The 13,211-nt window shown below is 71.3% G+C and carries 14 protein-coding genes; 5 read left to right on the top strand and 9 right to left on the bottom strand.

Annotated elements, in window-relative coordinates; translation table 11 throughout:
- Nucleotides 1-97: 97 nt before the first annotated feature.
- The 3 genes from lon to ABL310_RS01035 all read right to left on the bottom strand — a co-directional run bounded on the left by lon (nucleotide 98) and on the right by ABL310_RS01035 (nucleotide 4,779).
- Nucleotides 98-2,521, bottom strand: a complete 2,424-nt coding sequence (gene lon / locus ABL310_RS01045) for an endopeptidase La (RefSeq protein WP_349369870.1) — start codon at nucleotides 2,519-2,521, stop codon at nucleotides 98-100.
- A gap of 277 nt (nucleotides 2,522-2,798) precedes the next feature.
- Nucleotides 2,799-3,881 carry an acyltransferase family protein gene (locus ABL310_RS01040; protein WP_349369869.1) on the bottom strand — a complete coding sequence of 361 codons (1,083 nt, stop codon included), beginning with the start codon at nucleotides 3,879-3,881 and terminating at the stop codon, nucleotides 2,799-2,801.
- 130 nt (nucleotides 3,882-4,011) lie between these two features.
- A complete protein-coding gene (locus ABL310_RS01035) occupies nucleotides 4,012-4,779 on the bottom strand; it encodes a protein phosphatase CheZ (RefSeq protein WP_374730420.1) in 768 nt (255 codons plus the stop codon).
- Nucleotides 4,780-5,050: 271 nt separating this feature from the next.
- Between ABL310_RS01035 and ABL310_RS01030 the strand changes: the two genes are divergently transcribed.
- From ABL310_RS01030 to ABL310_RS01010, 5 genes are all read left to right on the top strand, one after another.
- Nucleotides 5,051-5,824, top strand: coding sequence for a L,D-transpeptidase (locus ABL310_RS01030; protein WP_349369867.1), 774 nt, complete (start codon nucleotides 5,051-5,053; stop codon nucleotides 5,822-5,824).
- Nucleotides 5,825-5,985: 161 nt separating this feature from the next.
- Complete coding sequence (locus ABL310_RS01025) at nucleotides 5,986-7,419, top strand: homospermidine synthase (protein WP_349369866.1); 1,434 nt, start codon at nucleotides 5,986-5,988, stop codon at nucleotides 7,417-7,419.
- A 96-nt stretch (nucleotides 7,420-7,515) separates the two neighbouring features.
- A complete protein-coding gene (locus tag ABL310_RS01020; protein ID WP_349369865.1) occupies nucleotides 7,516-8,139 on the top strand; it encodes a glutathione S-transferase in 624 nt (207 codons plus the stop codon).
- Between the two features lie 97 nt (nucleotides 8,140-8,236).
- Entirely contained in the window at nucleotides 8,237-9,343 is a 1,107-nt protein-coding gene (gene leuB, locus ABL310_RS01015) for a 3-isopropylmalate dehydrogenase (RefSeq protein ID WP_349369864.1), read from the top strand.
- A gap of 1 nt (nucleotide 9,344) precedes the next feature.
- Entirely contained in the window at nucleotides 9,345-9,677 is a 333-nt protein-coding gene (locus tag ABL310_RS01010; protein WP_349369863.1) for a hypothetical protein, read from the top strand.
- Between the two features lie 7 nt (nucleotides 9,678-9,684).
- Here the strand turns inward: ABL310_RS01010 and ABL310_RS01005 are convergent, their stop codons facing one another.
- The 6 genes from ABL310_RS01005 to recR form a co-directional block, all read right to left on the bottom strand.
- On the bottom strand, nucleotides 9,685-10,263 hold the full coding sequence (locus ABL310_RS01005) for a DUF2937 family protein (RefSeq protein WP_349369862.1): 579 nt from the start codon (nucleotides 10,261-10,263) through the stop codon (nucleotides 9,685-9,687).
- The gene (locus tag ABL310_RS01000) at nucleotides 10,263-10,547 is read right to left on the bottom strand and encodes a hypothetical protein (protein WP_349369861.1); all 285 of its coding nucleotides are present in this window, start codon (nucleotides 10,545-10,547) and stop codon (nucleotides 10,263-10,265) included. The genes ABL310_RS01005 and ABL310_RS01000 overlap by 1 nt, the downstream gene beginning before the upstream one ends.
- 7 nt (nucleotides 10,548-10,554) lie before the next feature.
- The gene (locus ABL310_RS00995; protein ID WP_349369860.1) at nucleotides 10,555-11,559 is read right to left on the bottom strand and encodes a WD40 repeat domain-containing protein; all 1,005 of its coding nucleotides are present in this window, start codon (nucleotides 11,557-11,559) and stop codon (nucleotides 10,555-10,557) included.
- A gap of 40 nt (nucleotides 11,560-11,599) precedes the next feature.
- Complete coding sequence (locus ABL310_RS00990) at nucleotides 11,600-11,971, bottom strand: hypothetical protein (RefSeq protein WP_349369859.1); 372 nt, start codon at nucleotides 11,969-11,971, stop codon at nucleotides 11,600-11,602.
- A gap of 86 nt (nucleotides 11,972-12,057) precedes the next feature.
- Nucleotides 12,058-12,501, bottom strand: a complete 444-nt coding sequence (locus tag ABL310_RS00985; protein WP_349369858.1) for a hypothetical protein — start codon at nucleotides 12,499-12,501, stop codon at nucleotides 12,058-12,060.
- Between the two features lie 99 nt (nucleotides 12,502-12,600).
- Nucleotides 12,601-13,206 carry a recombination mediator RecR gene (recR, locus tag ABL310_RS00980; protein WP_349369857.1) on the bottom strand — a complete coding sequence of 202 codons (606 nt, stop codon included), beginning with the start codon at nucleotides 13,204-13,206 and terminating at the stop codon, nucleotides 12,601-12,603.
- Between the last annotated feature and the right edge of the window lie 5 nt (nucleotides 13,207-13,211).

The following is a 13,211-nucleotide window of genomic DNA, read 5'->3' as shown; positions in this document are numbered from 1 at the left end:
GTTGTGGATAGCCCCTCTCGGGCCGGAAAAAAGGCCTCCGAACGGGGTCCGGAGGCCTCTGGAGAGGTCGAGAGGGGCCGTCGCGACGGCCCCGCCCTCAATGAGCGACGAAGCCGGGCTGCTCCTCTTCCGTGGAGCGCGCGGGAGCGGGAACCGTCGATTCGTCCCACTCGATCGGCTCGGGCCCGCGCACGAGCGCGTGCTTCAGGACCTGCTCCATGCGGGACACCGGGACGATCTCGAGGCCGGACTTCAGGTTGTCCGGCACGTCGGCCAGGTCCTTCACGTTCTCCTCGGGAATCAGCACCGTCTTGAGCCCGCCGCGGAGCGCCGCGAGCAGCTTCTCCTTCAGGCCGCCGATGGGCAGCACCCGCCCGCGCAGCGTCACCTCGCCGGTCATGGCGATGTCCTTGCGCACGGGGATGCCCGTCATGATCGAGACGATGGCGGTCGCCATGGCGATGCCGGCGGACGGGCCGTCCTTCGGCGTGGCGCCTTCGGGCACGTGGACGTGGATGTCCTTGCGGTCGAAGAGCGGCGGCTCGAGACCGAAATCGACCGCCCGCGAGCGCACGTAGGACGCCGCCGCCGAGATCGATTCCTTCATCACGTCGCGCAGGTTGCCCGTGACCGTCATCTTGCCCTTGCCGGGCATCATGACGCCCTCGATCGTGAGCAGCTCGCCCCCGACCTCGGTCCAGGCCAGGCCCGTGACGACGCCGACCATGTCCTCCGCTTCCGCCTCGCCGAAGCGGTACTTCGGCGCGCCGAGATAGTCGGAGAGGTTCTGCTCGGTGACGACCACCCGATCCGTCTCGGTCATGAGGATCTCCTTCACCGCCTTGCGGACGAGGTTGGAGATCTCGCGCTCGAGATTGCGCACGCCCGCCTCGCGGGTGTAGCGGCGCACGAGGAGCAGCAGGCCCGCATCGTCGATGGCCCATTCCTCGGACTTCAGGCCGTGCTTCTTGACCGCGTTCGGGATCAGGTGCCGACGCGCGATCTCGGCCTTCTCGTCCTCGGTGTAGCCGGCGATGCGGATCGTCTCCATGCGGTCGAGGAGCGGCGCCGGGATGTTGAGCGTGTTCGCCGTCGTGACGAACATCACGTTCGAGAGGTCGTAGTCCACCTCGAGATAATGGTCGTTGAAGGTGTTGTTCTGCTCCGGGTCGAGCACCTCCAGGAGCGCCGCCGACGGATCGCCGCGGAAGTCCTGGCCCATCTTGTCGATCTCGTCGAGCAGGATGAGCGGGTTCGAGGTCTTGGCCTTGCGCATCGACTGGATGATCTTGCCGGGCATCGAGCCGATGTAGGTCCGCCGATGGCCGCGGATCTCCGCCTCGTCACGCACGCCGCCCAGCGACATGCGCACGAACTCGCGGCCCGTGGCGCGCGCGATCGACTTGCCGAGCGAGGTCTTGCCGACGCCGGGCGGGCCGACGAGGCACAGGATCGGCCCGGTGAGCTTGTTCGCCCGCTGCTGCACGGCGAGGTACTCGACGATCCGCTCCTTGACCTTGTCGAGGCCGAAATGGTCCGCGTCGAGGATCGCCTGCGCCCCGGGGAGGTCCTTCTTGACCTTGGACTTCTTGTTCCACGGGATCGAGAGCATCCAGTCGAGATAGTTGCGCACCACCGTCGCCTCCGCGGACATGGGCGACATCTGGCGCAGCTTCTTGACCTCGGCGGTGGCCTTGTCGCGGGCCTCCTTCGAGAGCTTCGTCTTCTCGATCTTCTGCTCGATCTCGGCGATCTCGTCCCGGCCGTCCTCGTCGCCGAGCTCCTTCTGGATCGCCTTCATCTGCTCGTTCAGGTAGTACTCGCGCTGCGTCTTCTCCATCTGACGCTTCACCCGCGTGCGGATGCGCTTCTCCACCTGGAGCACGGAGATCTCGCTCTCCATCAGCCCGAGCACGCGCTCGAGGCGCTGGGCGACGGTCGGGGTCTCCAGCAGCTCCTGCTTGTCGGAGATCTTCACCGCCAGGTGCGAGGCCACCGTGTCGGCGAGCTTGGCGGGCTCCTCGATCTGCGTCACCGCGGCGACGATCTCGGGGGAGACCTTCTTGTTGAGCTTCACGTAGTTCTCGAACTCGCCGACCACCGAGCGGGCGAGCGCCTGCGCCTCGATTCGGTCGCCGAGCTCGTCGGCCAGCACCTTGGCCTGCGCCTCGTAATACTCGTCGGTGCGGACGTAGTCCGTCACCTTCGCCCGGCCCGCGCCCTCGACCAGCACCTTGACGGTGCCGTCGGGCAGCTTGAGCAGCTGGAGCACGTTGGCGAGCGTGCCGACCTCGTAGATCGCGTCGGCCGCCGGATCGTCGTCGGCGGCGTTCTTCTGGGTCGCGAGCAGGATGTGCCGGTCGGTCTTGACGACCTCCTCGAGGGCGCGGATCGACTTCTCGCGGCCGACGAAGAGCGGCACGATCATGTGCGGGAAGACGACGATGTCGCGCAGAGGCAGCACCGGATAGGTGCCCTCGGACCCCGGAACGACGGGCTGCCGCGTCTTGGATTGAGTCATGAAGGGTGATCCTCTTCCCTTTGCGCCCCGGCGCGCCTCTCGCGAGAAGCAGGCCGCCGCGAGCGGTCCCGCCCCGCGCTCCCGTCTCGATCGACGCGCGGGACATGCGTGGCGGGCGCCTGATGGGTGAGCGCGCCCGCTTCGCACATTCGATAAGGTGGCGCGTTCGGCCCGGCGTTTCAAGCGCGGCGCGCCCGCGGCGTCCGCGATGCACAGGAGACGCGAGGCGCAAGCCGAGGTCGGCGCAGGCGCAAGGTCGCGGGCGACGGCCCTCCCGTCACTCGGCCGGCTGGACGACGGCGCGCGGACGTGGCGTCAGCCGGGCGAAGGCCGGCCGCTCGAAGAGGAAGGAGAGCGGGGTGCGGCGCACGATCCGCTCGAGCACGAGCGGCGCGATCACGGCGACGAGGGTCACGACGAGCGAGACGAGGCCGACGTCCTCGACGATCCCGGTCCGGATCAGGATTTCGCGCGTCGCCGCCATGGGGAAGAAGAAGGCGAGATAGACCGCGATCGAGTGCCGCCCCGCATAGGTGAACGGCGCGGCCGCGGGCGTGCGTGCGAGGAGGGCCGAGACCACCACGATCGCCGCGGCGCCCGCGGCCCCCAGCGCGAGGCTCACGACCGGCAGAGCGGCGAGCGTCGTCGTCGCGCCGGAGACCTCGACCGTGGCGAGCGCGAGGGCGCCGTTGACGGCGGCCCAGGCCGCGAGACAGGCGAGCGCCGCCGCGGGCCTCGCCTGCCCCGCCGCGGCGAGGCGGAAGATCGCGGGCGCGAGGCGCCATCCGGCGACGAAATAGACGAAGCGGGCGCAGAACTCGTCGACGAGCAGCGAGCCGGTATGGATCGGCGCGATCTCGAGCGCCGCCGCGATCGCCAGCAGCACGACCGGGTTCACCCGCCGCACGAGCTTCGCCACGATCGAGAAGATCGCCAGCATGTAGACGAACCAGAGCGTCGAGAAGGGCTCGACCAGCGAGACGACCAGATGCTCGACGAAGCCGGCGAGCGATCCGCCCGAGACCGAGCCGACCTTCACCACCGACTGGACGACGAGCCACAGCAGATAGAAATAGACGAAATGCAGGATGCGCTTGTCGCCGTAGGTGCGCCAGTCGCGATCGATCACGCGGGCGAGGAACAGCCCCGAGATCAGGAAGAAGTCCGGCATGCGGAACGGCGCGGCGAAGGCCACGACGGAGTGCATGAAGCCCTCGCCTCCCATCGCCTCGCCGACGCCGAGCGTCGCGTGCATCATCACCACGAGGACGATGCACACGCCCTTGGCCGCGTCGACCCAGCCGACCCGGGGCGCGGCGGCGGCGGGCGTTCCGGAACGGGACAGGGCGTGGTCGGGCATGGCCGGCTCTCCTCGTCGCAGGGGCGCGGCCGTGTCGTTTTCGAGCGGTCGCGTCCCGCCACGCGCCGAACGCGTGGCATTCGCGTCGAATTGCGCAAGTTCCGGGCCGGGCCCCGCCGGCCGCGACCCGTCAGTCGAACAGCGAGTCGATGTCGTCCTGCGAGACGTGGCCGTGGTCCTCCTCGAGCTTCGGCCCGTTGAGGAGCGCCTTTTCCTCGTCGAGCGCCGGCGCGATGGCCTCGTGCTGGATCAGCTCCTGGAAGGCGTCGAGCCCGCCCCAGACGTCGATCATCTTGTCGAGGCGCTCCTCGACGAACTTCAGCACGTTGACGATCTTGGTGATGCGCTGCCCGGTCAGGTCCTGGAAGTTGCAGGCCTCGTACATCGAGATCACGCGATCGAGGATCGCGCCGATCTCGTCGCCGGCGCCGCTGCCGCCCGACGCGCGCAGCATGTTGGCGTAGGACTCGATGTCCTCGAGGCCGGACAGGATCGAGCCCGTCGCCGCCTCGGTGGCGGAGACCACGGCGTCGAGCTCGCCCGCGACGCGGCGCATGCCCTTGCCCTCCTCCTCGGACTTGTAGAGCGAGGCGATCTCGCGCTTGGTCTGCGTGATCGCCGCCTTCATGGCGTCGATCTCCTGGCGCAGCGCGTAGACCTCGGAAATCTCCTTGCGATAGGCCTCGATCACGTCGGACGCGAGCCGGTGGGACGGATCGAGGAAGTGTCGCAGCTCCTGCACGGCCGCGAGGATCTCGTCGATGCGCGGATCGCCGCCCGGCGCCCCCGCCTCTCCGGCCGGCGCCGGCGGCGGGCCGGCGTGACCGTTCAGGGGTCGCGGCAGCGTGATCGGGTCACGGCGCAGGGTTTCCTCGATGCGGTATCGCTTCTGGGGCAGGGTCATCGGTGACGGGCGCTTCTGCGGAGAGGACGATCTCCCTGAAGCCTGCTTCGAAAAACTTTAGGATTGCGTGAACGGGGGCGACGACGCCGCGATCGGCCGCCGTCCGGGCACGCCGTTTACGATGAATGCCCACGCGCGCTTAAGGTTAAGCGCAGGTCGTCGGGGCGCGTCCACGTCCCGGCAAGACCTCCTCCCGTTCCGTTGCGGCGACGCGCGGGCGGCCCGTTCCGGCCGGTCCGCGCCTCGGGGAGAGGAGGGAGACACCATGTCCACGATCCGGGCGCGCCTGCGCCGCCTAGCCGCCATCGCCGCCGCCGCGGCGCTCGCCGTCGCGACCGCGCCCGACGCCCGCGCCCGGGGCCAGGGGCAGGAGCAGCCGATCGTCACCGCCGATCTCGGCGGCGGCTTCATCGAGCTGCTGCTCACCGGCCGCGACCCGACGCCGGGTCGCCAGGCCGCAGCCCGCTACGCCGCCCCGCCGCCCGCCGCGGCGGCGCCGACCCGCGCCGCGCCGCCGGTCCAGCGCCGCCAGGCCGCGCCGCAGCCGCAGGCGCGGCCGCAGGTCGCGGCGGTGACGCCCGGCGGCGGCGCCGTCGCCGACGTCTTCCGCCGCCGGACCGTGCCCTACGACGGCCCGCACCGGCCGGGCACCGTCGTGGTCGATACGGGCCGGAAATTCCTCTACCTGGTCCAGGAGGGCGGCACGGCCCTGCGCTACGGGGTCGGCGTCGGCCGCGAGGGCTTCGAATGGCGCGGCACGGAGCGGATCACCCGCAAGGCGGAGTGGCCGGACTGGCGCCCGCCCGCGGCCATGCGCCGGCGCCAGCCCGAGCTGCCGGCCTTCATGCCCGGCGGCCCGGCGAACCCGCTCGGCGCCCGCGCGCTCTATCTCGGCGGCACGCTCTACCGCATCCACGGCACCAACGACCCGAGCTCCATCGGCCGCGCCATGTCCTCGGGCTGCATCCGGATGATGAACGACGACGTGATCGACCTGTACGGGCGGGTCGGGATCGGCACGCGGGTGGTGGTGATGTGAGGGTCAGTGGGGCGCGGCCGGGAGCGGCCGCGCCTAATCGCTCCGCCACTTTCCTCCCCCGCGACGCCCTCCACCGTTGACGCGGGCGGCGCACGAACTAAAGGTGCGCGCTCCCGTTCCCGCGGAGGCTTGTCCCCGCACCCCGAAGGAGACAGCGCGCGATGACTGCCGTCTGGCCCGTGCATGGCGAGATCACCGGCCCGATCGTGATGATCGGCTTCGGCTCGATCGGCAAGGGCGCCCTGCCCCTGATCGAGCGTCACTTCACGTTCGACAAGGACCGTTTCACGGTCGTCGACCCGAACGACGCCGACCGGGCCATGCTCGACGATCGCGGCATCGCCTTCGTGCACGAGTCGGTCACGCGCGAGAACTATCGCGAGCTGCTCACCCCGCTGCTCACCAAGGGCGAGGGCCAGGGCTTCTGCGTGAACCTGTCGGTCGACACCTCCTCGCGGGACCTGATGCGGCTGTGCCGCGAGCTCGGCGTGCTCTACATCGACACCGTCGTCGAGCCGTGGAAGGGCTTCTACTTCGACAAGAGCGCCGGGCCGGAGGCGCGCACGAACTACGCGCTGCGCGAGACGATCCTGGCCGAGCGCCGCGAGCGGCCGGGCGGCACGACCGCCGTGTCCTGCTGCGGCGCCAATCCGGGCATGGTGTCCTGGTTCGTCAAGCAGGGGCTCGTCAACGTCGCCACCGATCTCGGCCTCGACTTCGCCGAGCCGACCAGCCGCGCCGAATGGGGCGACCTGATGCGCCGCGTCGGCGTCAAGGGCGTCCACATCGCCGAGCGAGACACCCAGCGCGCGCGCAACCCGAAGCCGCAGGGCGTGTTCATCAACACCTGGTCGGTCGAGGGTTTCGTCTCCGAGGGGCTGCAGCCCTCCGAGCTCGGCTGGGGCACGCACGAGACCTGGACGCCGGACAACGCCCGCACGCATACGAGCGGCTGCGGCGCGGCGATCTTCCTGCTCCAGCCCGGCGCGAACACCCGCGTGCGCTCCTGGACGCCGACCGCGCAGGCCCAGTACGGCTTCCTCGTCACGCACAACGAGTCGATCTCGATCGCGGACTATTTCACCGTGCGTGAGGGCGACGAGGTCGTCTACCGCCCGACCTGCCATTACGCCTACCACCCCGCCAACGACGCGGTGCTGTCGCTGCACGAGATGTTCGGCGCGGGCGGCGTGGCGCAGGAGACGTTCCACATCCTCGACGAGCACGAGATCGTCGACGGGATCGACGAGCTCGGCGTGCTGCTCTTCGGCCACGGCAAGAACGCCTATTGGTACGGCTCGCAGCTCTCCATCGAGGAGACGCGCCGGATCGCGCCCTACCAGAACGCGACGGGCCTGCAGGTCTCCTCGGCGGTCCTCGCCGGCATGGTCTGGGCGCTGGAGAACCCGAACGCCGGCATCGTCGAGGCGGACGAGATGGACTACAGGCGCTGCCTCGAGGTGCAGACGCCCTATCTCGGCCCCGTGGTCGGCGTCTACACCGACTGGACGCCGCTCGACGGCCGCCCGGGCCTCTTCCCCGAGGACATCGACACGAGCGATCCCTGGCAGTTCCGGAACATCCTGGTGCGCTGACGCGCATCCGGCGGACGGCGCGCGCCGCGCCTCGACGCGGGGCGCGCTTGCCCCGATAGTGCGCGGGAGAGACGGGCGCGACGAGGAGGGCCGGCCATGATGGAGCTTTGGGGACGCACGAACTCGGTCAACGTGCAGAAGGTGATCTGGCTGCTCGAGGAGCTCGCCCTGCCCTACCGGCGCATCGACGCCGGCGGCGCCTTCGGGGTCGTCGACACGCCGGCCTACCGCACGCTCAACCCGAACGGCAGGGTCCCGACCCTGGTCGACGGCGAGGTCGTGCTGTGGGAATCCAACGCGATCCTGCGCTATCTCGCCCTGAAGACGGCGGCGCACGGCCTCTACCCCGAGGATCCGGCCGATCGCGGCCGCATCGAGCGCTGGATGGACTGGACGCTCTCGACCGTCGGCGGCGCGATGCACGGGATGTTCTGGGGTCTCGTGCGCACGCCACCCGAGAAGCGCGACCCGGATGCGATCGAGCGCTCCCGCGCCGCGTCCGAGAGCTGCTGGCGGCTTCTCGACGCGCATCTGACCGGCCGCGAGCACCTGGAAGCCGGCCGCTTCACCCTCGCCGACATCCCGCTCGGGTGCTACGTCCACCGCTGGTACGCGATGCCGGAGATCGAGCGGCCCGACCTGCCCTACCTCCGCGCCTGGTACGAGGGCCTCCTCGCCCGGCCGGCCTATGCCCAGCACGTGGCGCAGCCGCTGACCTGAAGGGCGCGGGCGGCGCCACCCGTCTCCCCCCTTGCCCCCGGCCGCGCGTTTCGTCACAAGGCTCCCCAACGCAACGAACGAACCGGATCGACACGCCATGGCCACGCACAAGCTCCTCCTCCTCCCCGGCGACGGGATCGGCCCCGAGGTGATGGCGGAGGTCGAGAAGATCGTGGCGTGGTTCGGCCGCGCGGGCCTCGCCTCCTTCGAGACCGAGCGCGACCTCGTCGGCGGCGCCGCCTACGACGCCCACGGCAAGGCGATCTCCGAGGACGCCATGGCGCGCGCCCAGGCCGCGGACGCCGTCCTGTTCGGCGCGGTGGGCGGGCCGAAATGGGCGGACGTGCCCTACGAAGCCCGCCCAGAGGCGGGACTCCTGCGGCTTCGCAAGGATCTCGGCCTGTTCGCCAACCTGCGCCCGGCGATCTGCTACCCGGCGCTCGCCGATGCTTCGGCGCTCAAGCGCGAGCTCGTCGAGGGCCTCGACCTGATGATCGTGCGCGAGCTCACCGGCGGCGTCTATTTCGGCGAGCCGAAGGAGATCGTCACGCTCGAGAACGGCCAGAAGCGCGCCGTCGACACCCAGCTCTACACGACGGGCGAGATCGAGCGGATCGCGCGCGTCGCCTTCGAGCTGGCCAAGAAGCGCCGCAACAAGGTCTCCTCGGCCGAGAAGCACAACGTGATGAAGTCCGGCGTCCTCTGGAAGCAGGTCGTCACCGCCGTGCACAAGGCCGAGTATCCGGAGGTCGAGCTCGAGCACGTGCTCGCCGACAATTGTGCCATGCAGCTCGTACGCTTTCCGAAGCAGTACGACGTCATCGTCTGCGACAACCTGTTCGGCGACATCCTCTCCGACGTCGCGGCCATGCTGACGGGCTCGCTCGGCATGCTGCCCTCGGCGTCGCTCGGCGCCGAGGATCCCGCGACCGGCAAGCGCAAGGCGCTCTACGAGCCCGTGCACGGCTCGGCGCCGGACATCGCGGGCCGCGGCCTCGCCAACCCGCTCGCCATGATCGGCTCGCTCGCCATGTGCCTGCGCTATTCCTTCGGCCTCGGCGAGGCGGCGGATCGGCTCGAGGGCGCGATCACCGACGTGCTGGCGTCGGGCGTGCGCACCAAGGACCTCGCCGCCCCGGGCGCCAATGCCGTCTCCACCGCCGATATGGGCGACGCCATCGTGAGCGCCCTCGAACGGATGTGACATGCCGCATTTCGACCCGTTCTACGCCGACAAGCTGAGGGGCGCCCGCGGCGTCGCCGACGCCGATTCCGTGCTCGACCTGCGCCTCTCGACCCGCGACGCGGCGGAGCGCGCGGTGGCGGATCTCGTCGCGGCGGCGGGGACGGGCAAGCCCCGCTCGGTCGCCGTGCGGCTCGCCGCGCCGATCCCCGGCGCGGGCGAGACGGCGTTCCAGCCGGTGGGGCGGGCGCTGCTCGAGGCGAAGAAGGCGGGCGTGGTCGAGAGCCTCGCGCCGCTGCCGGGGCCGGACGGTCTCGGTTTCTTCGTGCAGCTCGGAGGCGGCCCGGCGCAGTGACGCGGGCTCAGGCGTCCTCGCTCCGCCAGGTCTTGAACGGCCCCGTTCCCGTTGCGTCGCGCCGCTTGGCGAGGCGCGCGCGGACCATGGCCGCGCCCTTGCGGCCGGCATGCTTCGTGCCCTTGGCCGCGCCGAAGGTGAGGAGCCACAGCAGAGCGAAACCGAGACCCGCGGCGAGGAGGCCCTCCGAGGTCACCGGCACGGCCGGCCTGTAGGCGAGGTAGGCGTTTCGGGCGATCTCCGCATCCGCCACGCGCATGAGGGTGATCACCCGATCGAAGTCTCCGGCCTCATCGAGCCGCGCCGCGTCGGCGCGCAGCCGCTCCAGCCGCGCGGCGGCGAGGCTCGCGCTCTCGCCCTGGCTGCGCACGAGACGCTCCGGGTTCTCGGCGAGGCGGGCCAGCGCCTCCTCGCGCGCGAGGCCGGCCTTGGCCGCGCTCTCGTCGAAGCGCGCGACCACGGTCTCGAGCTCGTCGATGGCGCCGCCGAGGCGCTGGGCGTATTGCTGCGCGAATTCCGGCCCCTGCGAGGCCGCGAGAGCGCCGGCGAGGCCCATGCCCATGGCGGCGATGCGCGCGAGCGCCATCAGCCCGGCTCCGCCGCCGCCGCGCGGATGTCCTGCGGCGTCACCTCCGCGAGCGGCTTTCCGATCTTGAGCGCCCGCGTGCGCCGCCCCGGCGCCATCACCAGGATCACGGTCTCGAGGCCAGGGCAGGCCGGGTCGGCGCAGACGATCTCGTTGGCGGCGAGGGCGACGTCGTCGGAGAGGGCGAGCGCCTCGCGCGCGAGCGTCTTGAGGCGCCCGTGCGCCTCGGGCTCCGGTCGGTCCCGCCCGAAGCGGCGGGCGAAGGCGGAGAGCAGTCCCGCCATGCCGGCCTCAGGGCAGCGCCAGGACGCCGCCGGCGCCGTCCTTGGCGCCGAAGGCGAGCTGCCGGCCCTTGGCGTCCCAGGCGAGCGCCGTGATCCCGGACCCCTTCACCGCCGGGCGCACCAGGAGCTCGGAGGCGTCCGAGAGCCGGATCAGCAGGATCGCCCCGTCCTGGAAGCCCGCCGCCACCACCGGCGCCTCGGGATGGCAGGCCACGCGGGAGACCTGGGCCGGGCGCACGCCGCATTCGCGCGGCTGCTTGCCGGTCGGGCCCTCCTTCGAATCGAAGGGCCAGAGGATCACGGCGTCGGCCCCGGAGGTGGCGAGCCACTTGCCGTCGTGCGTCCACGACAGCGAGCGCGTCTTGCCGGGATAGCCCGACATCCGCATGTGGCCCTTGTCCGGCTGCAACCGCCAGCCGTGCAGCGCGTTCTCCTGCATCGAGGTGACGACGAAGCGCCCGTCCGGCGACCAGACGACGTCGAGATGCGCGCCCTTCCATTCGAGCCTCTCGGGCGCGGTCTCCAGATTGGGAAACCAGAGCGTCGCGCCGTCGACATGCGCGACGGCGAGCCGGTAGCCCTTCGGCGCGAAGGCGAGGCCGCGCACGGTGGAGGGCGTCTCGAGCGTCTTCTCCTTGCCCTTCGGGTCGCGGGCGAAGACGCGTCTCCCCGCCGACCAGGCGACGCCGCCGTCCTTGTGCAGCGCGAGCGCGTCGATCCAGGCGAAGGCGCCGGCTTCGGCGAAGGTGCGCGTCGAGCCGTCCGGCCCGGTGACCGCGACGCGCCCGTCGTCGCCGCCGGTGACGAGGCGCTCGCCGTCGCAGGCCGCCGAGAGCACGGAGCCGTCCGGATGCGCCTCGACGCGGTGGCTCTCGCCCCCTCTCCAGAGATGCACGCCGCCGTCCCCCAGCGCGAAGGCGGCGACCTCGCCCAAAAAGGCGATTGCGGTGACGTGCGCGCCGGTCTCGACCGGCCGCACGAGATCGACGAGGGAGGGCGCGGCGTCTGTCATGGCCCCTGTGTAGGCGAGCGGGCGGCCGGGGGGAAGGGGTCTAGGGCCGCGCAGGGTGGAGGGAGACGACGCAGCGGGCGATGAGATCGCCGACGAGGTCCTTGTCGAGGTCGCTCTCGGCGGGGACGTTCGTCAGGAGCGCATGCGAGGGATCGGCCGGCCAGTCCCCCTCGGGCTCCAGCGGGTCGTGGACGACGTCGACGGGCCAGCCCGGCGGCCCGAACGCGGCGACCTCGCGGCGCACGCGGCCGGCGTTCAGCCGCGCGAGCCGATCCCTGCCGCCGTAACGGAGACGGGTGACCGCGCGCACGCCTGCGATCGCCGTCTCGACGTCGGCCGAGAGGACCTCCAGCCAGTTCACCGACGGCGAATTGTCTTCCATCGGACGGGAGATGAAGGCTGCGCCGATCACGACCTCGATCCCGTCCGCGCGCCGGTCGACATATCGAGCGCGCGCATGGCGGAGGACGTGATCCGCATCCGGGACTCGCGGTTTCGTCATCCCCGCAGCAGCGCACCCAGCCCGAGCGTTTCGATCAGCGGCATCATCCGGCCCGCCTCCTCCACGCCGTGGGATCGCACGAGATCGGCGCAGCCCTCCCGCTGTGCGAGGCAGACATAGGCGATGCGCCCGTCGGGCATGAAGCGCAGGCCCACCTGGTCCTCGCCCGACTGCCAGAGCGCACGCAGTTCCCCGCTGTCGAGCAGCGCGAGCGCCGGCCGAACGGTGACCCCCTCCCCGGCGAGAAAGCGCACGAGCCCTTCCTCGGATCGCGTCTCGATCGCGATCTCGTCCTCGGCCGCGAGTTCCCGCAGCTCGAAAAGACGCCCTCGGACGAGCGCGCGCGCACGGACGGCGCCACCGCCCTCCACCCTGATCCAAGGCGCTCCGTCCTCCCGCATGCCGTGCGGGCGCGTCGTCTCCGGCTCCTGCGGCGGCACCGGCCCCTCCCGTTTCCGGTTCGTACCTGAATTCAGCATATCCTCGCGCGCATGGCAAGCGGAAAAGCAATCCGAGTCGCGAAACCGTCGCCCGCCGACCTACACCGCCGTCCTTCGCTTCAGCGCCGCCGACAGCGTCCCCTCGTCGAGATAATCGAGCTCGCCGCCCACCGGCACGCCGTGGGCGAGGCGGGTGACCTTGACGGGCAGGCCGGAGAGCGCCTCGCCGAGGTAGTGCGCGGTCGTCTGCCCGTCGACGGTGGCGGGCAGCGCGATGATCACCTCGCGCACGGTCGCGTCCTGCGCGCGGGCGAGGAGGCCCGCGACGGTCAGCTGCTCCGGGCCGATCCCGTCCAGCGCCGAGAGCACGCCGCCGAGCACGTGGTATCGGGCGTGCAGCGCGCCGGCGCGCTCCAGCGCCCAGAGATCCGAGACGTCCTCCACCACCACGATGATGGACGGGTCGCGGCTGGGGTCGGCGCAGATGGCGCAGGGGTCGGTGGTGTCGATGTTGCCGCAGGTCGAGCAGGCGACGACGCGCTCGGCGGCGACGCGCATCGCCTCGGCGAGGGGCGCGAGGAGACCCTCGCGCTTCTGCAGGAGGCCGAGCGCGGCGCGGCGCGCCGACCGGGGCCCGAGCCCCGGCAGGCGTGCGAGAAGCTGGATCAGCCGCTCGATCTCGGGGCCGGCGACGCCACGGGCCATGATGT

Origin of the sequence: Salinarimonas sp. (assembly GCF_040111675.1) — a bacterium.
Taxonomy (GTDB): Bacteria; Pseudomonadota; Alphaproteobacteria; order Rhizobiales; family Beijerinckiaceae; genus Salinarimonas.
The sequence above is the reverse complement of the archived record's forward strand: the minus strand, read 5'-3'. Positions and strand labels throughout refer to the sequence as shown.